Genomic DNA, 21410 nt, shown 5'->3' with positions numbered 1-21410 from the left:
TCGTTGGCATGAATAAAAAACGAGCGATTATATATCAAATATCTGATTGATTTTTATCCATGTTCCTTAAAGTTCCATTTTGTTTGTCTCATTTTTAATAAAAACCTTTGCTTTAGCTATTTTGTTTCAAAAAACAAAGCAAACGTTTGCGTGGTGATTGCGTGGGGATTTTTTTGCTTAAGATCACATGTTGTCGAGATTTTTGATGACAATAAATTGACAGAATTGGGATTTTTCTCGCGATTTCTTAGCGTTATAGTTCATCCCGTCAGCGATACCGAGATGGCGATATGTATCACTGAACAGGAAATGTACGTAAGTTGCTTCCATAAAAAAAATGCATGTGCATAAAAAGAAGCTGACTAAGTATCTCACTCAAGGAATGAATAAAAAGAATTGAAATACAACGTCAGTCAGACGGCGCATTTCGGCATCTAACAAAAGAACTTCTTTAGAGGAATCAATAATGAAAAAATTAGCAGCGGTAATTTCAGCGTCTCTACTTATGGCTTCAGCAGCACAAGCAGAAGTATACGTTGGTGGTAAGATGGGTAAGTCATGGATGGAAGACGCGTGTGTAGCGGGCCAGGCTTGTGACAAAGACGATTCTACTCTTGGCGCTTTTGTTGGTTACGAAATGAATAAATACTTCGCAGTAGAAGCGGGTTTCGACAACATCGGTGATTTTAACCAAACTTCTTTCGGTGGCCACGTAGAAGCAATCACTCTTGCTCCTAAATTTAGCCTACCAATCACTGAAGACATCGCACTTTACGGTAAAGTGGGTGGCGCTTACGTAATGTTTGATGGCAAAGATGATTACTCTTACCTAGGCGCAGCTGGTCTTGAATTCAACCTAAGCCAAAACGTAACAGCTCGTGCGGAATACCAAACACTGACTGACATCAGCAACGATGTAACTCGTGCGACAGGTAACACTGCAACACTAGGTGTTTCTTTCAAATTCGGCGGCAACGATGAGCCAGTAATCGTAGAAGAGCCAGTTGTTGTTGAAGAAGTGGTTGTAGAAGAAGTGGTAGAAGAGCCAGTTGTAGTTACGAAAACATTCGAAACTCAAACAATTGGCACAGGTAGCTTCGATCTAAACAGCACAACTCTAAAACCAGAGAGCGCTGCAAAACTTGATAACCTAGTTGCTTTCCTAAACGAGCACCCACAAGCGAACGTTGAAGTTGTAGGTTACACAGATACGTCTGGTCCAGCAGCTTACAACCTAAAAGTTTCTGAAAAACGTGCTGAGTCTGTTGCTAACGCACTCGTTGAAAAAGGTATTGATTCATCACGTATCCAAGCTCGTGGCGAAGGTGAAAACAACCCAATCGCTTCAAACGACACTCGTGAAGGTCGTCAACAAAACCGTCGCGTAGAAGTCGTTGTTCCAGAATTTGAATACCAAGTTCAGCAATAAGCTCCTATTCGACCGTAGTATAGAAGACTGAAGCTGAAAGCCCCAAAGAGTTCGCTCTTTGGGGCTTTTTATTTCTCTTCAAAAAACTGACTGAAATGTTCAAAGTGGCCAGGTATTACTTAAGATCAATGCTGTTTAAACGCCCCATAAATGTCAGGATCTCCAAGTTATCTTTATGTGCTTCTAACAACGCTTTTTTGGTTTGCATGTAGGCGGCAAGTTTGCCGTACTTACTAATAGAGCGAACCACCGTTTTATATTTATACTCGCCGTCATCATTGAACTCTCGCCACTTGGCGATGTAACACGTATCTCGGTTGTCAGGGTTTTCAAGAGTAGGGTTAGGCTTGTGAACGATTTTAGGCTCAACGCTATGTGGAAGCCTAGTCATTAGGTAAGGGTCTTTCAAAAGACGTCGCCAGAATTTGCCCCACATTTGCCGGCCTAACTCGTTTCTCAGCTTAATGGCTTTTTGTAAGCCTTTCTTTTCTCCAATACGAACAAATCCTACCGAGCGGTGTAGTACCGTATCCTCGGGGGTATGGATATGTATCTTAAAGGCTGTCTTGCCTTTAGAAATAAAGCGGTGTCCAGTGTTAGTTATTAAATTGCTCTTAGACATAGTGCTAACTAATAATTTTATTAATAGCTAAAAGGGTAAGCAAAACTCATAGATAATTAAAGTAATAAAATACAAAACTGTAAATAGGGCTTGTTGAAATGATTTCAAGGGGAAGAAGTCAGATCAGTAGAAGGGTTTATCCCGTAACCGAAACACCCGATCCGATCATATTGATTACTGGGAAGATTATCTAACACGGTGTACTAGGGGGAGCAGTGCGAGGCTTGAAATTGAAGATACAAAAAAGCCTTAGCTCAAGTGGGAGCTAAGGCTATGATATGGCGCCCCCAGTAGGATTCGAACCTACGACCTGTCCCTTAGGAGGGGACTGCGCTATCCAGCTGTGCCATGGGGGCGTAATACCAATAGTTGCAGTTCATTGCACTGTTTTACTGAGTTCAAATCTAGCAATCTACCAGATCTGTATCAGCATCACGTTGAACGATTCGCTACGGTCATTGGTATAATCAAATAAGATGCGCTGCCTATGATATTCAAAAGTGAGCATATCTCAAGACTTAATGTTTGCTTTTATAGGATCTTGTTCATTACGTCGCCAATTTGAACGCTAGATGCTAAATTTGGCTGATCAATCGTCAGTTCCGCTTCGTGTTCGTATATGCGTGATACCGTTAATGTAATTTCGCTTTGCGAGACTTTGTTTCTTGGCAATCCATTTTGGTCGATAAACGACGCGGTGTGCCAAAGCTGCAATTTGTCTCCCTCTTTTACGCCGTGCATACGGCCGAGATCCATCGTTACGGTATTACCGAAGACTGCCACAACCTCTGGCAGTGTAATTTTGCAAGATAGCTCCGACTCCAGATCCAACATAATATTGCGACTAACGCGAAGCATCATCTCGCCATAGGTCGATGCCCAAAAACGTGCACTACGAGTGTCCACTTGACTCGTCTTAGCAAATGGCCAACGCGCGACCTCACGGTAGGCTTTGTTGAAGATTTCATGGCCAGTTTTACCATCAAATACTTTCATTTCTAACGCAAACTGACGATTGATGATGTCATCTTGCAATAGTTGAGATTCGACCGTTGCAGTGAGATCGGTGATGACCCCTCCAATGATGTATTGTGCGCCATTGTCTTGCGCGATCATTTGAGTGCGAGCAGGATAGTTGCTGCTTATTGAGTAGTCCGTTGTACCAACAGACACAAAGCTGCGTGAGGTTTGATCAAGTTGACGGTTCACTACGTGGCTAAAATCGTCACCAACTTGATAAATTTGTCCCATCACTGCTTGTTGTGGTGATGCGACCTCAATATTGCCGACCAGCATTGTCTTTTTGTATTGATCGGTGTGGCAACCCGTTGCCGATGGATAAATATCAACGCGGATTTTTACCTCGACTTTACCGCGACGTTTGCGTTCAGATTCGACCAAAATGTAACGGACTTCATGATTGGTAAACTGGTATTCGTTGCGGCTTTCTTCTAACAGCGGCATCAAGTTGCTAATACTGCCAATATCTGCGCCCGAAAAATTGACGGCTTTGAACAGCGCGTCTTCCAACGCATGGAGCCTTGCCGTCTCTTCTGAAGAAACGATGGTGGCAACGCCTGTGACTTCATACCAAGATGCCATTACCTTAAAAGGCACAAGCATCACTAAAGTGATTGAAAACAGACTGTTTAATATTTTTTTCATTGGTTACAACCGTTCGGGTATAAATATTGCTTTAACAAATTCAGTGAAGTTTGGTGGGTTTTTCTTCGTTAGGCAAACAAAGAAAAGCAAAGACTGTTCCAATATTCACTTTCTTGGAAAGGAATTAATAAAGAACGGTATCACCTAAGATTATCTGGAGAATCAAACCATGAAAAAGTGGCTTGTCGCCGCATCGATGATGACGCTTCTGACATCGTGCGCGTACTCACCGATTTACAATGGTAAAGAACCGTACTCGGGAAGCCAGTTCATGCTGATGGATAGTCCGCGTCATACGATGGACTTTTTCATTGAGAGCATGACAGAAGACCTGATGGTTTCTAATGTGGCAGTATCAGCGCGGACACCGATTGCGATTACCTCGTTTGTTGATCTACAAAATATGGATGCAACAAACTGGTTAGGTAACTCGGTCTCTGAAGGTTTTATCCATCAGTTTCAGCGCCGAGGGTTTAAAGTGGTTGATTTCAAAACTACGGGCTCTATTCAAGTGACGCAGCAGGGCGATTTTGCTTTAAGTCGTGATTGGCAAGATTTAGCTCAAGAGCAGCAAATTCAGTATGTACTGACCGGAACAATGCTGCGCCAAGAGGGCGGAGTGCTTGTCAATGCACGCGTGGTTGGCATGCAAAGCCGTGTAGTTGTAGCGACAGCGCAAGGTTTCCTTCCGGCTGACCGTATTGGGCGTGACTTAGATACGTTAAATAGCATCCGCACACAAGATGGTGTGTTGATTCGTTCTGACCCTACTATTCGTCAGCCGTACACTGTGATTCTCCGTCCATAGGATAGAAGCATGAAGAAGTTATTATTTATTGTTGCCACACTGATATTGGTTGGGTGTCAGCCATTACAACAGATGCGTCAAGATGAAATCTTAGTGGCGGTGGGTTATGCCAGCGTCAGTGAGCAAACAGGCCGCACAGTTGAAGAAAAGCGTGTACGAGCAATGCGCGCATCAAAAATTGATGCTTATCGTGAGCTAGCAGAGCAAGTTTATGGCATGCGTGTTAGTGGACGTGCAGAGCTGCAAGACCAGCGTTTGGGTATTGAAAGCACCACTGGTGCCGTCGATGGTGTAATTCGTGGTGCAGAAGTTGTGCGTAGTTATCTTGTTGAAGACAGTTATGTGACTGAGCTGCGCCTGGATATCCGTAAGATGGATAAGCTACGTGATTATGGAGAAGTTCAGCAGGTGCCTGAGAAGCGTCAGCAAACCTTGTTTTAAACCATTTCACTAGACAGATAATCTTTTTGAGCGGCTGATTGGTAACAATGAGTCGCTTTTTTATATCTACGTGAGCGCGGGAATTGAGGGTAAGAGTGACGTTTAAGCTTTTATATTGGTGCCAAGCGTCGAGATGGTGTGGGTTTTTCCGCCCGCATTGTAGGTCATGCCAACTTTGCCATGAGTTCGCTGAAGCATGTTGTTGAGTTTATTGAAGCTCAGCTGTGCGCGACTAAGCGATTCGCCATTTACTTGGTTAACTTGTTGACAGTCGAGGACGATCGATTGGATCTGAGCAACAACCTGACTTAGGTGCTCATCTTCAGTAAGTTGATTGACGTGCGGGTGAGAGGCGATTCGCTGATCAGTTGTTCTGAGCTGATCAATGAGCGTCATCTTCTGTTTGGCAATGTTCTCAATCTCGGTAGAGACACGCGCCGTGATTGCTTGTGTTTCTTGGCGTAAAACAGCGGAAAGTGCCTTAGCATTTTCTAGCTGGAAATTAACGAGATCGACTAATGCTGCCATAAAACACTTACCTTCGGCCTAAGCCAGTTAGCTTTTTCCTTGCAATTCGTTTTCAAACTTAATCATGTTGTCAGCCAATTTTTCAGGATCGACTTTGTATGAACCGTTTGTGATAGCTTCTTTGATTGCTGCAACTTTGGCGCTGTCATATGCCGGAGAAGCTGCCATATCCTTCTGGAGTTTACTGACGGCTTTACTTTGCTGGCTGAGTGATACTGCGTCTTGTTGCGCTGGCGCCTTTTTTGATTCTGTCGTGCTGGTAGCATTGGAATCGTTACGTGTAGGAGCACGACTTGTTGTCGTCATCATTTGCCCTGAACGTATATTATCTATACCTGCCATGTTTAACCTTTGCCTTGTATCGTAATACTGGTATCCAGACTATCGACCAGCGCAAAAATAACTTTAGTCATTTTTTGCATTTTTATTGATCAGTTTAAACACGCTACCAGTGGGTATTAAAAATTAACAGTGATTTCCGCAATGTCAGTCACTATGCCTTCTATTATACGTTGTGACTTATCATTTTTCACTCTTACTTGATCGCCAGCTGAACCATCCTGCAATGCTGTGCCTTGCGTTGTGATCGTCATGCCAGAATTCACCGCTTTGATAATGACCTTTTCATTTCGGCATACCACACAAACATCATTTCTCTCTACGACATCGCCTAAACGAACATTACGCTTTAGCTTTGCCCCAACCACTTGATCGTAGCTAGAAAATCCATCTTTACGAAAGCGCTGTAGCTCGATCATGGAAGTGGTAACATCCGATGCGCTGACGATTTCTCCTCTCCCTAATGTTCGTGTCGCGACGATCATTGGTACTGATACCGAGATCCTCACAGGGACATAGACTTTCCAGTCATCCGGTTGGCATTCCACTAACACATTGATGTTACTTCTCGTGCTGCTGGTGGAAGAGGCAGATGTATCTAATGGAACAGGGCAATCCGTTGCTTTTATTCTCGAGTCGATCTCTGCCGCATTAACAGATAGCTCGCCACCATCAGGCTGATCAACCGTAGCAAGAATATGTTGTTCTGCTGCTGTTTTTATTTGCTCGATCTGATTATCTGAAGCTGAATGAACAAAAAAGCTAAACATACTGAGCAAAATGCCGATAGACTTAGCGTACTTTGTAATTAGCGCTCTACATATTGTCATAGTCAATGGTGTCGAAGTGAAAGTGAAATACGCCATACTGTCTCCCTGGTATCGTGCTTGCCAGTGGTAGAGTATCATTTAAAAACAAAAAGTTTGAGATGGAGATGAGCATATGACGGGGATTCTTGACTCGGTGAATCAGCGTACGCAACTCGTCGGTCAGAACCGATTGGAATTATTGACCTTTCGACTGATGGGCCGACAGCGCTACGGCATTAACGTATTCAAAGTGAAAGAAGTACTACAGTGCCCTAAGCTGACTTCAATGCCAAATCTACACCCTCTGGTTAAAGGTATCGCTCATATCCGCGGCCATACCGTGTCCGTTATTGATTTGAGCCTGGCAATTGGTGGCCGCCCAACCACTGATTTAGATAAATGTTTTGTTGTTATTGCAGAATTTAACCGTACGATCCAAGCATTTTTGGTATCATCGGTTGAGCGTATTATCAATATGCATTGGGAAGCGATTTTGCCACCGCCAGACGGTGCAGGTAAAGCGCACTACTTGACTGCCGTGACAAACATTGACAATGAGCTGGTTGAAATCCTTGACGTTGAAAAAATCCTGGCAGAAATTGCGCCAGTTGATGAAACGATGGATTCCGCTATTGGCGAAGAAATCGCACAAGCAGAACAAGAAAAGCCTATTGTACGCCGCATACTGATTGCTGATGACTCGACGGTCGCGCGTAAACAGGTAGAGCGTGCGATTACATCCATCGGTTTTGAGGTCGTATCTGTCAAAGACGGCAAAGAAGCGTACAATAAGTTGATTGAAATGGCTCAAGAAGGCAATATCTACGATCAAATTTCGTTGGTTATTTCCGATATTGAAATGCCAGAAATGGACGGCTATACCTTAACGGCTGAAATTCGCAGACATGCCGATTTGAAAGACCTTTATGTTATCCTCCATTCTTCATTAAGTGGTGTATTCAACCAAGCTATGGTTGAGCGTGTAGGTGCCAACACCTTCATTGCGAAATTTAACCCAGATGAGTTGGGTAACGCGGTTAAATCTGCATTAACACAATAAAAGAGACATTAATGACTGCTATTACAATCAGTGATCAAGAGTATCGTGACTTTAGCCGTTTTCTAGAATCGCAATGTGGCATCGTGTTAGGTGATAGCAAGCAATACCTCGTGCGTAGCCGACTGAGTCCTTTAGTGACGAAGTTTAAGCTCGCATCGTTATCAGATTTGCTACGTGATGTTGTTACAGGGCGTAATCGAGAATTACGAGTCGCCGCTGTGGATGCGATGACGACTAACGAAACCTTGTGGTTTCGAGATACTTATCCGTTCACGGTTTTAGCTGACAAATTATTGCCAGAAGTAGCGGCAAGCAAGCGCCCAATTAAGATCTGGTCTGCTGCCAGTTCATCGGGCCAAGAACCGTATTCTATTGCAATGACGATCCTGGAAACGCAACAGCGCAAGCCGGGCTTGTTACCAAACGTGTCCATTACAGCCACAGATATTTCGGCAAGTATGCTCGAGATGTGTCGTGCAGGGGTGTACGACAACTTGGCTTTGGGTCGCGGGCTTTCACCAGAACGTCGTCGCACCTTCTTTGAAAATGCGGACGGTGGTCGCATGAAAGTCAAAGATAACGTCAAGCGTTTGGTGAACTTTCGTCCACAAAACTTGATGGACAGTTACGCACTGATGGGTAAGTTCGACATCATTTTCTGTCGTAACGTATTGATTTACTTTTCTCCAGAAATGAAATCTAAAGTGCTTAACCAAATGGCGAGCAGTTTAAACCCTGGTGGTTACTTGCTGTTAGGGGCATCAGAGTCGCTAACTGGTCTGACTGATAAATTTGAAATGGTGCGCTGTAATCCGGGCATCATTTACAAGCTTAAATAGCGGTATCTCTTCATTGATAGAAAAGCCTGACTTCGTGTCAGGCTTTTTTGTTTGTTACCTTTCTGCGCCGAGCGCTTCATGTATCACTCAATTAGTTGAAGCGCGTTTTTGCCTTGTGCCCTCAACACGGTGTATCTTTATTAAGTGAGCAAAGTGATACGACATGACATTCCAGTTACTTTGGCTCACTTATTGCTATTTCAATTCACGGTAACCACTAGGTTGGTGTAATGCTTTAGGTTTTGGCATGCTAATTGCTTTTTGGTTATCAATCACGGTCAGTTCTTAATTGTAGAGGCAAACATGGCTATATCTTTTGACAATGCACTAGGCATCCACCAGCACACGGTGGGCGTACGTGAGCGCAATGCAGAGGTGATTTCCACCAACATCGCACAAGCAAACACGCCTGGTTACAAAGCAAGAGGTTTAGACTTTGCGAAGGAATTGCAAGCGGCAACATCTGGGGCAAGCATTGGTCTTAGTCGCACAGATGGTCGGCATATTCCTGCCACTACGACGTTGGTTGGGGACAAGTTATATCGTCTTCCTACGCAACCAGATACGGGAGATGGCAACACGGTAGACTTGGATTTAGAGCGTAACTTGTTTATGCAAAACCAAATCAGACACCAAGCATCACTCGACTTTCTAGGCAGCAAATTCAAGAACTTAACCAAAGCAATCAAAGGGGAATAATTTAGATGAGCTTATTTAACGTTTTCAATGTGACAGGTTCCGCAATGAGCGCTGAATCCGTTCGTCTGAATACTACCTCAAGCAACTTGGCGAACGCCGACAGTGTCAGCAGCTCTGCGAAAGACACTTACAAAGCGCGTCATGCCGTGTTTGGTGCAGAGTTAAGTAACGCCATGCGTGGCGGTGATACGGTGCCAGTGAAAGTGATGGGTATTGTAGAAAGTGATAAACCGCTGAGTGCGGAGTACAACCCAGACCATCCCCTTGCAAACGAAGAAGGCTACATTTACAAGCCTAACGTCAATGTAATGGAAGAAATGGCAAACATGATTTCAGCTTCTCGTGCATACCAAACTAATGTACAGGTCGCTGATTCTAGTAAACAAATGCTGCTGCGTACGCTGCAGATGGGTCAATAAGGATAAGGGGGTAGCGTATGGCCGGAATTAACAACGTTGGTCAAAGCGGCTTGTCCTATATCGACCAGCTTAAAAGTCTACAAGAGAGTAACAAGAAAGCGGAAGAGAGCACGGGTAAGCAGGACCTAAAACAGGAAGACTTCTTATCATTGCTCACGAAGCAACTGTCTCAGCAAGACCCTTTTAAGCCGGTAAGTAATGACCAGATGATTGCGCAAATGGCTTCATTTGCGACCGTTGATGGCATTGGCAAGATGAACACTCAGTTTGAGAGTTTGAATTCGTCAATGACATCAAATCAAGCGTTACAAGCTTCCTCTTTGGTAGGGCGTGACGTATTGGTCCCAGGAGCAGCAGGTGTGAAGCAGGACGACGCACCAATGGCGGCAATGGTTAAGCTTTCACAATCTATCGATAATCTGTTTGTTCGTGTAGAGGATGAAGCTGGCCAACTGGTTCGTACCTTTGAGGTAGGGGCGAAACCAGCCGGCGACACGCGTGTGCTTTGGGACGGTAAAGATGAAAGCGGAAATCCACTGCCAGCTGGCAAATACAAAGTGAAAGCGTCTGGCTTAGTTGAAGGGGAGTCGCAAGAGTTCCCAGTATCGACGTATGCCAACGTAAACAGCGTATTGCTTGGCAAAGGTGACGGAAACGTATTACTCAATCTGGCTGGTTTTGAATCGCCAGTTCGACTTGCAGAAGTATTGGAAGTCGGCAAAGCGTAGTCATAGCTCGCTAGATTAGGAGATTTTGGAATGTCATATGTATCTTTAAGCGGTTTGTCCGCCGCCCAACTGGATTTGAACACCACCAGTAACAACATTGCGAACGCCAACACTTACGGCTTTAAAGAGTCCCGTGCTGAGTTTGCTGATGTCTACTCTAACTCTTTATTTACTAACGCAAAAACCACACCGGGTGGTGGTGCGCAAGCAAGCCAAGTGGCACAGCAGTTCCATGAAGGCTCTAGCATTTACACCAACAACCCAATGGATTTGCGTGTTTCGGGGACAGGTTTTTTCGCTGTAGCGAAAGAGCGTCTAACTCCACAACAGAATGAACTGACACGTAATGGTGCATTTCACTTAAATAAAGAAAACTACATGGTGACCGCGAACGACGAGTTCTTATTAGGTTACCAAGTGGACCCAAGCTCTGGTGAGGTTTCTTCATACGAGCCACAACCCATCAATATTCCTGCTGAATTTGGTAAGCCAAAACAAACAGCAAACATTGAAGTGGGTGTGAACTTGCCAGCGAACGGCGATTTGAAAGATCCAACGCAGTTTGATTTTTCAGACCCAGATACATACAACCGTTCAACCTCTTCGACAATTTATGACTCGATGGGTCAGTCTTACAAGCTAACGACGTATTACTTGAAAGATCAGACTCAGCCAAATACATGGAACACTTACTACACCGTGACAGATAAAGAAGGTGAAAAGCCTTTAAATGTTGCGGCTGGTGATGCGCAAACGCCAACAGGTCATGTGGGGCATACCATGAAGTTCAACAACGATGGTACGTTGGCGAGCTTGAACAATGGTCAGCCAATCACTTCTGTGGCTCTGGGCGATCCGGCGACGAACACGACACCAGTCGATATGAATGGTGCCGATCCTGCGCAGACGCTTAACTTCGGCTTAGGCTCAGCAACACAGTTTGCGGCTCCGTTCGAACTGACTAAGTTTGACGAAGACGGTGCAACGACGGGCTTCCTAACCAAAGTTGACTTCGATGAAAACGGCAGCGTATTGGGAACTTACTCAAACGGTGAAAACGTTACATTGGGTCGTGTTGCTCTCGTACGTGTTCCAAACGAGCAAGGTCTGGATAAGAAAGGCGGCACTCAATGGGATTCAACGCAGTTCTCTGGTGACAAGATCTGGGGTGAATCAAATAAAGGCTCTTTCGGCACCATCAATAACGGTATGCTGGAACAGTCAAACATTGATATGACGCAGGAGTTGGTGGACCTGATCTCTGCTCAGCGTAACTTCCAAGCAAACTCACGTTCGCTCGAAGTACACAACCAACTACAACAGAATATCTTACAGATCCGCTAGAGCACTAGCTGGGTCATTCGATACTCTGCTTGAGTAAGCAATGGCGTGTGATTGCTTCTTAGTAATTACCGCTTTGTTCACTTTCATCATGACATTCATCTGATGCTTAGCCTGAATACACCTCACTCAGGCTAAGCATGCTTTGATCTACGATTTGCCGCTGTTGCCGCCGTATGGATCAAAACCTTGCCTCTCGTTACAGTTTTCTGCCCCTATTGACCTCTTTTAATTGTTGATTGTTAATTCAAAGTATTGATTGATAAGCCTATTTTTGTTTTGGCATAACTATTGCTTTTACTCCGTGTACAGAGAGATTTTTTGGAGTAATTTATGGATCGCGCACTGTTTCTCGCAATGAGTGGCGCCAAGCAAAATATGCAGGCACTACAATTGCGCGCTAATAACTTGGCTAACGTAAGCACGACCGGATTTCGGGCTGATTTAGCACAGGCTCGCTCAATGCAGGCTTATGGTGAAGGCCATCCTTCACGTGTGTTCAGCATGACAGAGCGTCCAGGGCATAACTTTGCTCAAGGTAGCGTGATTACAACAGGGCGTGATCTGGATGTGACGATTGAAGGCAGCGGTTGGATATCGGTACTCGATCACACAGGGAAAGAAGGGTTGACCCGTAACGGCAACCTAAAAGTCGATCAAAATGGCATGCTTACCAACGCAAGTGGTCATTTGGTGCTGGGTGAAAACGACGCGCCGATTACTTTGCCTATTCCTCTCTCCAAAATTGAAATCGGTCGGGATGGCACCATCTCTGTACTTCCTCAAGGTGCCCCGGCAGAAGAATTCCAAGCGGTTGATCGCATTAAGCTTGTTAAGCCTAATGATCAAAGCTTGTTTAAAGACACCAATGGCTTATTTCGCCATAAAACTCCAAACCAACCTTACGAAGCAGACGCGACTGTTAGCCTCCAGACGGGAGCGATAGAAGGCAGTAACGTGAATGCCGTAGGTGAAATGACCGCATTGATTGACTTACAACGTCAGTTTGAAATGCAAGTCAAGATGATGAGCACAGCTGAAGAAATGGATAAATCTTCAGATTCACTGCTTCGTATGAGTTAACAGAGTTAGAGGTTCACTATGCATCCAGCACTATGGGTAAGTAAAACAGGTCTAGACGCCCAACAAACCAACATTGCCACGATTTCGAACAACTTGGCGAACGCCTCTACTGTCGGCTACAAAAAGAGCCGTGCAGTATTCGAAGATCTGTTCTATCAGAACATCAACCAGCCTGGCGGCCAGTCATCTCAGAACACGGAACTGCCAAGTGGCTTGATGCTAGGTGCGGGTTCTAAAGTGGTTGCGACGCAAAAAGTGCACACGCACGGCAATGCACAGACAACGACCAACGCACTGGACATGATGGTGGAAGGCGACGGCTTTTTTCAAGTGACATTGCCGGACGGCAACATCGGTTATACCCGTAACGGTCAGTTCACGCTAAATGGTGAAGGCACGTTAGTCACGTCGGGTTCTGGCTACCCTGTAGAGCCTGAAATTGTGATTCCAGAAGATGCGATTTCTATTACTGTCGGTACGGATGGTGAAGTGTCGGTTCGTGTCCGAGGGCAGCAAGACAACCAAGTCGTTGGTCAGTTAACCATTACAGATTTTGTTAACCCGGGTGGCCTAGAGCCAATTGGTCAGAACCTTTACTTACCAACGGGTGCCAGTGGCGATCCACAAGAGGGTGTTCCAGGTTTGGACGGTTTGGGTGAAATTCGTCAATCCATGCTGGAAGCGTCCAACGTGAATGTAACGGAAGAGTTGGTCAACATGATCGAAGCCCAGCGCGTTTACGAAATGAACTCAAAAGTGATCTCGTCAGTCGATAAAATGATGAGCTTCGTTAACCAGCAATTGTAACGATTAAGAGCAAGATTTGAGGAGCTCACGATGAAACGTATTTGCCTACTCGCTTTGATTGCTACGATGTCGGGATGTGCCATGTTGGAACCGATTGAAACGGATGAAGTGACACAAGCAACCACTGTGGTCGACGCAGTAGAAGGCGATAAATCGAAAGAAGAGAGCAGCGGTATTGTAGATACTTTACGTGGTAGAAGTGATCCGGTTGCTGGCGACCCTGCTTGGGCTCCAATTCATCCGAAAAACAAGCCTGAGCATTACGCTGCTGCAACAGGTTCGTTGTTTAGCGCCGAGCACATTACCGACCTATACGACGATTCTAAACCACGTGGTATTGGCGACATTATTACCGTAACACTGGATGAGACAACCAGTGCGACGAAAAGCGCAAATGCCGATTTATCGAAAACCAATGAAGCGCAAATGGACCCGCTTCAAGTGGGCGGAGAAGAGCTGCAAATTGGCGGAAAATATAATTTCTCTTATGACTTAAACAACTCCAACTCATTTGCAGGTGACTCTTCTGCAAAGCAGAGCAACAGCATCAGTGGTTACATCACTGTTGAGGTGATCGAAGTACTGGCAAACGGCAACCTCGTGATCCGCGGTGAGAAGTGGATGACGCTAAATACGGGTGATGAGTACATACGTTTAAGTGGCACTATTCGTCCGGATGATATTAATTTCGACAACACCATTGCATCAAATCGCGTTTCTAACGCAAGAATTCAGTACTCTGGCACTGGTTTGCAACAAGATATGCAAGAGCCAGGCTTCTTGGCACGATTCTTTAATGTAGCGCTATAACACGCCGTGCTGACGGCAATTTGACTGCAAGAGATAAGTAAGCATGAAAAAACTCCTTTTAGTACTGATGAGCGTTGCTCTGTTTTCTACCGTAGCCCAAGCCGCACGTATCAAAGACGTCGCGCAAGTGGCAGGTGTACGAAGCAACCAACTCGTGGGTTATGGTTTGGTTTCAGGCTTACCTGGTACGGGTGAAGCGAACCCGTTTACAGAGCAAAGTTTCGCCGCCATGCTGCAAAACTTCGGCATTCAGATGCCGCCGGGCACAAAGCCAAAAATTAAAAACGTTGCCGCAGTCATGGTTACGGCCGAATTGCCGCCTTTCTCTAAACCGGGTCAGCAAGTGGACGTGACTGTCTCTTCCATCGGAAGTGCTAAAAGTTTGCGTGGTGGCACCTTGCTGCAAACGTTCCTCAAAGGTCTCGACGGTCAAGTTTACGCGGTTGCTCAAGGTAACTTAGTAGTGAGCGGCTTCAGTGCTGAAGGCGCTGACGGTTCTAAAATCGTAGGTAACAATCCAACCGTTGGTCTTATCTCTAGTGGTGCGACAGTAGAGCGAGAAATTCCAAACCCATTTGGTCGTGGTGATTACATCACGTTCAACTTGCTTGAGTCAGACTTCACAACGGCTCAACGTATGGCGGATGCTGTAAACAACTTCCTTGGCCCACAAATGGCGAGCGCTGTTGACGCGACATCAGTGCGCGTGCGTGCTCCTCGTGACGTCAGCCAGCGTGTTGCGTTCTTATCGGCAATCGAAAACCTAGAGTTCGACCCAGCAGATGGTGCAGCCAAAATCATCGTTAACTCTCGCACGGGCACCATCGTAGTTGGTAAGCATGTGCGTCTTAAACCAGCAGCAGTAACGCACGGCGGCATGACGGTTGCGATCAAAGAAAACCTGAATGTTAGCCAACCTAACGGCTTTTCTGGTGGGCAAACCGTAGTCGTACCAGACTCGGATATCGAAGTCAGCGAAGAGCAAGGCAAAATGTTTAAGTTCGAACCAGGCTTAACGTTGGATGATTTGGTCCGTGCCGTGAACCAAGTCGGGGCTGCGCCTTCGGACTTGATGGCAATTTTACAAGCATTGAAACAAGCTGGTGCCATTGAAGGCCAGTTGATCATCATTTAATGGTTAGGAGGTAGGTATAATGAACAATCCTAACGACATTGGTTTTATTCATGACATCAGTTCGCTGGATACCTTGCGTCAAAAAGCAGTGAAGGAAGGTAAAGATGGCGAGCAAGAAGCACTGCGTGCAGCAGCTCGTCAGTTCGAATCTATTTTCACCTCCATGATGTTGAAATCCATGCGAGAAGCCAATGAGGGCTTTGAGTCCAACATGATGAACAGCCAAAACGAGAAGTTCTATCGACAAATGTTGGATGAACAGATGGCGAGTGAATTGAGTTCGTCTGGTTCAATGGGACTGGCCGATATGATTGTTAAGCAATTAACGGCTGGGCAAGGGAACGACAAAAAAGAAACGGCTATGCGTGATGCGGCAAACAATGCTGCGGAATATCGTCGTGTTGACCCGAAAAAAGCGCGCGAGATTGAACAGCGCTTGATTGAGTCTGGTCAGCTATCTCGACCAAGCAATGAACCCACTCGATTCGATTCACCAGAATCCTTTGTTAACTCGATGAAGCCATACGCGGAGAAAGCTGCGAAAGCCTTAGGTGTCGAGCCATCTCTGCTACTTGCGCAAGCCGCTTTGGAAACGGGGTGGGGACAAAAGGTCGTGAAGAACGCGCGTGGCAGCAGCAACAACTTATTTAATATCAAAGCAGATCGAAGCTGGCAGGGTGACAAAGTGACGACTCAAACTTTAGAGTTCCACGATAACACGCCAGTGAAAGAGACGGCAGCGTTTCGCTCCTACTCAAGTTACGAAGACAGCTTTAATGACTTTGTACGATTTTTGAATGACAACCCACGTTACGATACAGCATTGCAGCAACGCGGGAATTCAGAGTCGTTTATTCGCGGTATCCACAGTGCGGGTTACGCGACCGATCCGAATTACGCAGATAAAGTCCTGCAGGTGAAGGATAAAATCGAAAGTATGTAATGTCTCTGCGACAATTTATGACGTTCTCGAAGGCTTGCCATAGTGCAAGCCTTCACTTTATCTGAACATCTACGCCTTTCTATCACTTGGCACATCTTTTGCTTTTAATGTGTCTAGGTGATCGGTTTTGCCGATTTATATTTCGTTTTTGGGGGCATGTATGGCGTCAGATCTTCTGAATGTAGGTACTCAAAGTGTGCTTACTGCTCAGAGACAATTAAACACCACTGGTCATAACATTTCTAATGTTAATACAGAGGGTTATAGCCGTCAGTCTGTTATCCAAGGCACGAATGATCCGCGCATGTTCGGTGGTTCTACCTACGGCATGGGTGTGCATGTGGAAAATGTTCGCCGCTCGTGGGATCAGTTTGCCGTGAATGAACTGAACCTGTCGTCGACCAACAATGCCAACAAAACGGATACCCAAGACAATCTTGATATGCTCTCTAGCATGTTGAGCTCCGTGGCATCGAAGAAAATTCCTGAGAACCTGAATGAGTGGTTCGATGCGGTAAAAACCATGGCAGATACCCCGAACGATTTAGGGGCACGAAAAGTGGTATTGGAAAAGGCGAAAATCTTCTCTGATACATTAAATGACTTCCATGAAACCGTGCGACTGCAATCTGATGTCACCAATAAAAAATTGGATATGGGCATTGAGCGCGTTAACCAACTTGCGTTGGAAATTCGCGATATTCATCGACTGATGATGCGTACTCCCGGCCCACATAATGACCTGATGGATCAGCATGAAAAGCTGGTTACTGAGCTGTCAGAGTACACCAAAGTTACCGTAACCCCACGCAAAAATGCGGAAGGGTTTAATGTTCATATCGGCAATGGACACACTCTTGTTTCTGGCACGGAAGCAAGCCAGCTCAAAATGATCGATGGCTATCCGGATGTTCATCAAAGACGCTTAGCAATGGTGGAAGGGGATGGCATTAAAGCGATCAAGTCTGACGACATGGATGGCAAAATCGGCGCTTTGCTTGAAATGCGCGACAAACACATTCCACAACTGCAAGATGAAATGGGCCGTTTAGCGACGGGTTTCTCCTACAAAATTAATCAGCTGCAATCTCAAGGTCTGGATCTTAACGGTAAGATAGGTAAAGACGTATTTACCGACGTGAACTCTGAGCTGGTGGCAAAATCTCGAGTTTTTGCTGCGCCTGACTCTCAAGCTGATGTTGCGGTTTACATTGATGATATTTCAGCGATCAAAGGTGGTGAATATTCGCTACGTTATGATGGCGACCAGTATAGCGTGACAACACCGAAAGGTGAGCAAATGTCGTTGAACATTGATCAATCAGATTCTTCGTTTGTTCTGGATGGTATGAAAGTGCAAATCGGTGAAGGTCTTGCCGCTGGTGAGCGCGTATTATTGCGCCCAACACGAAGTGGCGCAGCCATCATCAAGATGGAAACCAATGATGTAAAAGCCATTGCCGCGCAAAGTTATGAAGCTTCAACCACTTTTGCTCAAGGTAACGCCAAGTTCAAAATTCGTGAGGCGGGGGATGTTAAAGAGTTTGAGGTCACCGTACAACCAGCCGACGAGAAACATGATAAGCCATGGTTAAAGATCACGGACAACAAAGGCAATTTGCTATCGGACAAATACTCATACCCGCTAGACAAAGATAACCCGATGATTGAAATCTCAGTGCCGAAAAGTCATCCGCTGTATAAAAATGGCGATGCGACTGTATTTGAGCTGAGCGAAGGTGCGCTGATGAATGACAAGTTCACCGCGAACTTGGTGCCTTCGGAAGGTGGTAATGGCAACTTGAGAAAAATGCAGAAGATCCAAACAGATAAGATGATGGACGGAAAATCCAGTACTTTGATCGATGTTTATCACAACCTCAATACCGAAGTCGGATTGAAATCTTCTACAGCAAACCGATTAGCCTCTGTCGCTCGCTTAGAGCATGAGGCGGCACAAGAGCGCGTTGCTTCTATCTCTGGCGTTAACCTCGATGAAGAAGCGGCCAACATGATGAAGTTTCAACAAGCGTACATGGCTTCATCACGTGTGATGCAAGCGGCGAATGATACCTTCAATACCATTTTACAACTGAGGTAAGGAGAAGAGATAAGTGCTAACCCGAATTTCTAGTTTCCATAACTATCAGTCCGTACAAAATGATCTGCGTCGTCAAGAGAATAAGGTTCACCACAACCAAGAGCAGCTTGCTTCAGGGAAAAAGTTACTGAAACCTAGTGACGACCCCCTCGCTGCGCATTACATCCAAAACATTAGTCAGCAACAAGAACAGCTACAACAATATCTTAGCTCGATAGTGTTGGTGCGTAATCGTCTAGAAAACCACGAAGTTAATATCGCCAATGCGGAGAATTTTGCCGACGAGTCGAAGCGCTTAACGATGGAGATGATTAACGGTGCCTTTTCTGCTGAAGACCGACAAGCAAAGAAGCGTGAGCTAGAAGAGATTGCGAACAACTTCCTTAACTTGGTGAACTCGCAAGATGAATCTGGTAACTACGTGTTTGCTGGCACTAAGCCAAAAAGCCAACCATTTTATCGCGATAAAGATGGTAGCGTGCAATACGCTGGGGACGATTATCAGCGCAAAATGAAAGTTTCTAGCATGCTTGAGATGCCAATGAACGATCCTGGCAGCAAGCTGTTTATGGAGATACCAAACCCATTTGGCGATTATCAGCCGAATTACGATCTACAAAACGGTTCTGAGTTGCTATTAAACAGAGCCACTAACGTTGATACGAAGGATGATGCGGCGTATCGCGTGACATTTGTCGATATGAATAACGGCAAATTTGGTTACCAATTAGAGCGTAACGGCAAAGTAGTGGATGCCGATGAGTTTTCTCCAGAGAAAGGGATTGAATACAAAGGCCTGAAAGTGCACGTAAAAGGCCAAATTACGCCTGGTGACAGCATTGAGATCGAAAAGCGGGCAGAGTTCAGCATTTTCGATACCTTCAAGGATGCAATGGCATGGTCAGACAAATCGGTTTCGGATACGTCGGCGACCGCCAAATTGCACCAAATGACAGAAGAATTCCACGCTGCTTTTATCCATTTGAATAAAGCGCGTACAGATGCCGGTGCTCGATTGAGTACGCTGGATATCCAAGAGCAAAATCATGAAGACTTTAATTTGTCTCTCGCAAAAGCGAAGAGCAACTTTGAGGACTTGGATTACTCTAAAGCCGTGATCGAGTTCAGTGAAAACTCGCGAGCGTTACAGGCATCGCAACAAGCATTCGGTAAGACCAAAGATCTAACGTTGTTTAACTACATCTAGTATGGCACTCATACACATTGTCTGATTTTGATGCCTTATGTGCAAAGCCTTAAGCGCGATAAGTCGGCGTAACCTGAGAGTCTGAGATGTCATGCGGCACGATTTTACCCAAAGCGGCAATGAGGCGGGAGGCAAGTCGGGCGGCAACAGGGCAGCGTTCAATACCCTTGGGCTAAGATGAGTCTGACAAACCTGAAATAGCTTAATGATAAAGCTAACTTATTGTTTATCTGATTCTTTTAAAAGTAGTTAAATAATTTACGCAAGTTGGCACACAAATTGTATTGAAAATATCAGAACAGATTTAGAGATTCTAAACCCTGCGTTTAAGGCAGATTTAGCAAGTAACTTTTACGGTCAGTGCTTATCCAAATGAGAGTAAAGCTGGCCGCTTCGCAAAATCTTGCGAACTCAACAGGAGAGCAAAATGGCTGTAACAGTTAGTACTAACGTCTCCGCGATGACCGCGCAGCGTTACCTAAACAAAGCGACTGATGAATTAAACACGTCGATGGAGCGCTTATCTTCAGGACATAAGATTAACAGTGCAAAAGATGATGCGGCAGGTCTACAGATCTCTAACCGCTTAACTGCACAGTCTCGTGGCCTAGATGTCGCAATGCGTAACGCGAACGATGGTATCTCGATTGCACAAACCGCTGAAGGTGCGATGAATGAGGCAACCTCTGTCATGCAACGAATGCGTGACCTTGCGATTCAATCATCGAACGGTACTAACTCTCCGGCTGAGCGTCAGGCGATCAACGAAGAGTCAATGGCATTGATTGACGAGCTAAACCGTATTGCAGAAACCACTTCATTTGGTGGTCGTCGTCTATTGAACGGCTCATTCGGTGAAGCGGCATTCCAGATTGGTGCGAGCTCAGGTGAAGCAATGATCATGGGACTCACCAGCATTCGTGCGGACGATACTCGCATGGGCGGTGTGACCTTCTTATCTGAGAACGGTAAAGATAAAAACTGGAGCGTTGACCCAGCTAAATCTGACTTGAAGATCACGCTACCAGGTATGGGTGAAGACGAAGACGGCAATGTTGATGATCTAGAAATCAACATTAATGCCAAAGCGGGCGACGACATCGAAGAGCTTGCCACTTACATTAATGGTCAGTCTGATATGATTAATGCGTCTGTAAGTGAAGATGGCAAGTTGCAAGTTTTTGTCGCGCATCCAAACGTTCAGGGTGAGATTTCTATTTCTGGTGGATTAGCATCTGAGCTTGGCCTGAGTGATGAACCTATCAGAACGTCAGTACAAGATATTGATATGACCACGGTACAAGGTTCTCAAAACGCGATTTCTGTGCTGGATTCGGCACTGAAATACGTAGACTCGCAACGTGCAGACTTAGGTGCGAAGCAAAACCGTTTGAGTCACAGCATCAACAACTTGGCGAATATCCAAGAAAACGTTGACGCATCGAACAGCCGAATTAAAGATACAGATTTTGCGAAAGAAACCACGCAAATGACCAAAGCACAAATTTTGCAACAAGCAGGAACATCGATTCTTGCTCAAGCGAAACAGTTGCCAAACTCTGCAATGTCACTATTGCAGTAGTTTACTTAGCCTGTG

22 protein-coding genes and 1 tRNA gene are annotated in these 21410 nt (G+C 45.4%); 17 read left to right on the top strand and 6 right to left on the bottom strand.

Translation table 11 applies throughout. From position 1 onward, the window contains the following. Positions 1 to 466 precede the first annotated feature (466 nt). Positions 467 to 1429 (top strand): OmpA family protein, encoded by a 963-nt coding sequence (locus IQR33_RS27015; protein ID WP_005382010.1) that lies wholly within the window; start codon positions 467 to 469, stop codon positions 1427 to 1429. 115 nt (positions 1430 to 1544) lie between these two features. Here IQR33_RS27015 and IQR33_RS27010 read toward each other — a convergent pair whose 3' ends face one another. From IQR33_RS27010 to IQR33_RS27000, 3 genes are all read right to left on the bottom strand, one after another. Then, positions 1545 to 2051 carry a hypothetical protein gene (locus IQR33_RS27010; RefSeq protein WP_005382011.1) on the bottom strand — a complete coding sequence of 169 codons (507 nt, stop codon included), beginning with the start codon at positions 2049 to 2051 and terminating at the stop codon, positions 1545 to 1547. Positions 2052 to 2330: 279 nt separating this feature from the next. Next, positions 2331 to 2407, bottom strand: a tRNA-Arg gene (locus IQR33_RS27005). A 175-nt stretch (positions 2408 to 2582) separates the two neighbouring features. Then, positions 2583 to 3716 carry a flagellar assembly protein FlgT gene (locus tag IQR33_RS27000; protein ID WP_005382012.1) on the bottom strand — a complete coding sequence of 378 codons (1134 nt, stop codon included), beginning with the start codon at positions 3714 to 3716 and terminating at the stop codon, positions 2583 to 2585. 169 nt (positions 3717 to 3885) lie between these two features. Here IQR33_RS27000 and IQR33_RS26995 point away from each other — a divergent pair, with 169 nt between their 5' ends. Both IQR33_RS26995 and flgP read left to right on the top strand, forming a co-directional pair. Continuing rightward, positions 3886 to 4524 (top strand): FlgO family outer membrane protein, encoded by a 639-nt coding sequence (locus IQR33_RS26995; RefSeq protein WP_005382013.1) that lies wholly within the window; start codon positions 3886 to 3888, stop codon positions 4522 to 4524. A gap of 9 nt (positions 4525 to 4533) precedes the next feature. Beyond that, positions 4534 to 4965, top strand: a complete 432-nt coding sequence (gene flgP / locus IQR33_RS26990) for a flagellar assembly lipoprotein FlgP (protein ID WP_005382014.1) — start codon at positions 4534 to 4536, stop codon at positions 4963 to 4965. A gap of 102 nt (positions 4966 to 5067) precedes the next feature. On the opposite strand, the gene IQR33_RS26985 is transcribed toward flgP, so the two are convergent. From IQR33_RS26985 to flgA, 3 genes are all read right to left on the bottom strand, one after another. Beyond that, on the bottom strand, positions 5068 to 5493 hold the full coding sequence (locus IQR33_RS26985) for a flagella synthesis protein FlgN (RefSeq protein WP_005382015.1): 426 nt from the start codon (positions 5491 to 5493) through the stop codon (positions 5068 to 5070). A gap of 27 nt (positions 5494 to 5520) precedes the next feature. Next, positions 5521 to 5835, bottom strand: a complete 315-nt coding sequence (gene flgM, locus IQR33_RS26980; protein WP_017819976.1) for a flagellar biosynthesis anti-sigma factor FlgM — start codon at positions 5833 to 5835, stop codon at positions 5521 to 5523. A gap of 116 nt (positions 5836 to 5951) precedes the next feature. Then, positions 5952 to 6698, bottom strand: coding sequence for a flagellar basal body P-ring formation chaperone FlgA (flgA, locus tag IQR33_RS26975; protein ID WP_005382020.1), 747 nt, complete (start codon positions 6696 to 6698; stop codon positions 5952 to 5954). A gap of 76 nt (positions 6699 to 6774) precedes the next feature. On the opposite strand from flgA, the gene IQR33_RS26970 reads away from it, so the two are divergent. The 14 genes from IQR33_RS26970 (at position 6775) to IQR33_RS26905 (ending at position 21395) form a co-directional block, all read left to right on the top strand. Beyond that, positions 6775 to 7701 (top strand): chemotaxis protein CheV, encoded by a 927-nt coding sequence (locus IQR33_RS26970; RefSeq protein WP_005382022.1) that lies wholly within the window; start codon positions 6775 to 6777, stop codon positions 7699 to 7701. Positions 7702 to 7712: 11 nt separating this feature from the next. Then, the gene (locus IQR33_RS26965) at positions 7713 to 8540 is read left to right on the top strand and encodes a CheR family methyltransferase (protein WP_005382024.1); all 828 of its coding nucleotides are present in this window, start codon (positions 7713 to 7715) and stop codon (positions 8538 to 8540) included. Positions 8541 to 8843: 303 nt separating this feature from the next. Then, the gene (flgB, locus tag IQR33_RS26960) at positions 8844 to 9239 is read left to right on the top strand and encodes a flagellar basal body rod protein FlgB (protein WP_005382026.1); all 396 of its coding nucleotides are present in this window, start codon (positions 8844 to 8846) and stop codon (positions 9237 to 9239) included. Between the two features lie 5 nt (positions 9240 to 9244). Next, entirely contained in the window at positions 9245 to 9658 is a 414-nt protein-coding gene (gene flgC, locus IQR33_RS26955; protein WP_005393132.1) for a flagellar basal body rod protein FlgC, read from the top strand. Positions 9659 to 9675: 17 nt separating this feature from the next. Further along, positions 9676 to 10386: a flagellar hook assembly protein FlgD gene (flgD, locus tag IQR33_RS26950; protein ID WP_005382029.1), complete on the top strand. Its 711-nt coding sequence runs from the start codon at positions 9676 to 9678 to the stop codon at positions 10384 to 10386. 30 nt (positions 10387 to 10416) lie between these two features. Continuing rightward, positions 10417 to 11730: a flagellar hook protein FlgE gene (flgE, locus tag IQR33_RS26945; protein ID WP_005382030.1), complete on the top strand. Its 1314-nt coding sequence runs from the start codon at positions 10417 to 10419 to the stop codon at positions 11728 to 11730. Between the two features lie 330 nt (positions 11731 to 12060). Next, positions 12061 to 12810, top strand: a complete 750-nt coding sequence (flgF, locus tag IQR33_RS26940; protein WP_005382031.1) for a flagellar basal-body rod protein FlgF — start codon at positions 12061 to 12063, stop codon at positions 12808 to 12810. Between the two features lie 18 nt (positions 12811 to 12828). Continuing rightward, a complete protein-coding gene (gene flgG, locus IQR33_RS26935; RefSeq protein WP_005382032.1) occupies positions 12829 to 13617 on the top strand; it encodes a flagellar basal-body rod protein FlgG in 789 nt (262 codons plus the stop codon). 30 nt (positions 13618 to 13647) lie between these two features. Beyond that, positions 13648 to 14427, top strand: a complete 780-nt coding sequence (gene flgH, locus IQR33_RS26930; RefSeq protein WP_005382033.1) for a flagellar basal body L-ring protein FlgH — start codon at positions 13648 to 13650, stop codon at positions 14425 to 14427. Between the two features lie 43 nt (positions 14428 to 14470). Beyond that, on the top strand, positions 14471 to 15562 hold the full coding sequence (locus tag IQR33_RS26925) for a flagellar basal body P-ring protein FlgI (RefSeq protein ID WP_005393118.1): 1092 nt from the start codon (positions 14471 to 14473) through the stop codon (positions 15560 to 15562). A gap of 16 nt (positions 15563 to 15578) precedes the next feature. Continuing rightward, positions 15579 to 16505, top strand: a complete 927-nt coding sequence (gene flgJ / locus IQR33_RS26920; protein WP_054579495.1) for a flagellar assembly peptidoglycan hydrolase FlgJ — start codon at positions 15579 to 15581, stop codon at positions 16503 to 16505. Positions 16506 to 16665: 160 nt separating this feature from the next. Continuing rightward, positions 16666 to 18606 carry a flagellar hook-associated protein FlgK gene (gene flgK, locus IQR33_RS26915; RefSeq protein ID WP_054579494.1) on the top strand — a complete coding sequence of 647 codons (1941 nt, stop codon included), beginning with the start codon at positions 16666 to 16668 and terminating at the stop codon, positions 18604 to 18606. 13 nt (positions 18607 to 18619) lie between these two features. Further along, complete coding sequence (gene flgL / locus IQR33_RS26910) at positions 18620 to 19813, top strand: flagellar hook-associated protein FlgL (protein ID WP_047102907.1); 1194 nt, start codon at positions 18620 to 18622, stop codon at positions 19811 to 19813. 427 nt (positions 19814 to 20240) lie between these two features. Continuing rightward, positions 20241 to 21395, top strand: a complete 1155-nt coding sequence (locus IQR33_RS26905) for a flagellin (protein ID WP_005382038.1) — start codon at positions 20241 to 20243, stop codon at positions 21393 to 21395. Positions 21396 to 21410: the final 15 nt, after the last annotated feature.

The organism is Vibrio sp. OPT46 (assembly GCF_015163535.1).
Lineage (GTDB): Bacteria > Pseudomonadota > Gammaproteobacteria > Enterobacterales > Vibrionaceae > Vibrio > Vibrio alginolyticus.
This window is presented reverse-complemented; position numbering and strand designations above follow the sequence as displayed.

Excerpts from the sequence above, each read along its gene's own strand:
- flgM (WP_017819976.1), bottom strand. The coding sequence starts at position 5,835 with ATGGCAGGTATAGATAATATACGTTCAGGGCAAATGATGACGACAACA.
- IQR33_RS27010 (WP_005382011.1), bottom strand. The coding sequence starts at position 2,051 with ATGTCTAAGAGCAATTTAATAACTAACACTGGACACCGCTTTATTTCT.
- flgB (WP_005382026.1), top strand. The coding sequence starts at position 8,844 with ATGGCTATATCTTTTGACAATGCACTAGGCATCCACCAGCACACGGTG.
- flgE (WP_005382030.1), top strand. The coding sequence starts at position 10,417 with ATGTCATATGTATCTTTAAGCGGTTTGTCCGCCGCCCAACTGGATTTG.
- flgA (WP_005382020.1), bottom strand. The coding sequence starts at position 6,698 with ATGGCGTATTTCACTTTCACTTCGACACCATTGACTATGACAATATGT.
- flgC (WP_005393132.1), top strand. The coding sequence starts at position 9,245 with ATGAGCTTATTTAACGTTTTCAATGTGACAGGTTCCGCAATGAGCGCT.
- IQR33_RS26995 (WP_005382013.1), top strand. The coding sequence starts at position 3,886 with ATGAAAAAGTGGCTTGTCGCCGCATCGATGATGACGCTTCTGACATCG.
- IQR33_RS26965 (WP_005382024.1), top strand. The coding sequence starts at position 7,713 with ATGACTGCTATTACAATCAGTGATCAAGAGTATCGTGACTTTAGCCGT.
- flgD (WP_005382029.1), top strand. The coding sequence starts at position 9,676 with ATGGCCGGAATTAACAACGTTGGTCAAAGCGGCTTGTCCTATATCGAC.
- flgG (WP_005382032.1), top strand. The coding sequence starts at position 12,829 with ATGCATCCAGCACTATGGGTAAGTAAAACAGGTCTAGACGCCCAACAA.
- IQR33_RS27000 (WP_005382012.1), bottom strand. The coding sequence starts at position 3,716 with ATGAAAAAAATATTAAACAGTCTGTTTTCAATCACTTTAGTGATGCTT.
- IQR33_RS26905 (WP_005382038.1), top strand. The coding sequence starts at position 20,241 with ATGGCTGTAACAGTTAGTACTAACGTCTCCGCGATGACCGCGCAGCGT.
- flgF (WP_005382031.1), top strand. The coding sequence starts at position 12,061 with ATGGATCGCGCACTGTTTCTCGCAATGAGTGGCGCCAAGCAAAATATG.
- IQR33_RS26985 (WP_005382015.1), bottom strand. The coding sequence starts at position 5,493 with ATGGCAGCATTAGTCGATCTCGTTAATTTCCAGCTAGAAAATGCTAAG.
- IQR33_RS26925 (WP_005393118.1), top strand. The coding sequence starts at position 14,471 with ATGAAAAAACTCCTTTTAGTACTGATGAGCGTTGCTCTGTTTTCTACC.
- flgH (WP_005382033.1), top strand. The coding sequence starts at position 13,648 with ATGAAACGTATTTGCCTACTCGCTTTGATTGCTACGATGTCGGGATGT.
- flgK (WP_054579494.1), top strand. The coding sequence starts at position 16,666 with ATGGCGTCAGATCTTCTGAATGTAGGTACTCAAAGTGTGCTTACTGCT.
- IQR33_RS27015 (WP_005382010.1), top strand. The coding sequence starts at position 467 with ATGAAAAAATTAGCAGCGGTAATTTCAGCGTCTCTACTTATGGCTTCA.
- IQR33_RS26970 (WP_005382022.1), top strand. The coding sequence starts at position 6,775 with ATGACGGGGATTCTTGACTCGGTGAATCAGCGTACGCAACTCGTCGGT.
- flgP (WP_005382014.1), top strand. The coding sequence starts at position 4,534 with ATGAAGAAGTTATTATTTATTGTTGCCACACTGATATTGGTTGGGTGT.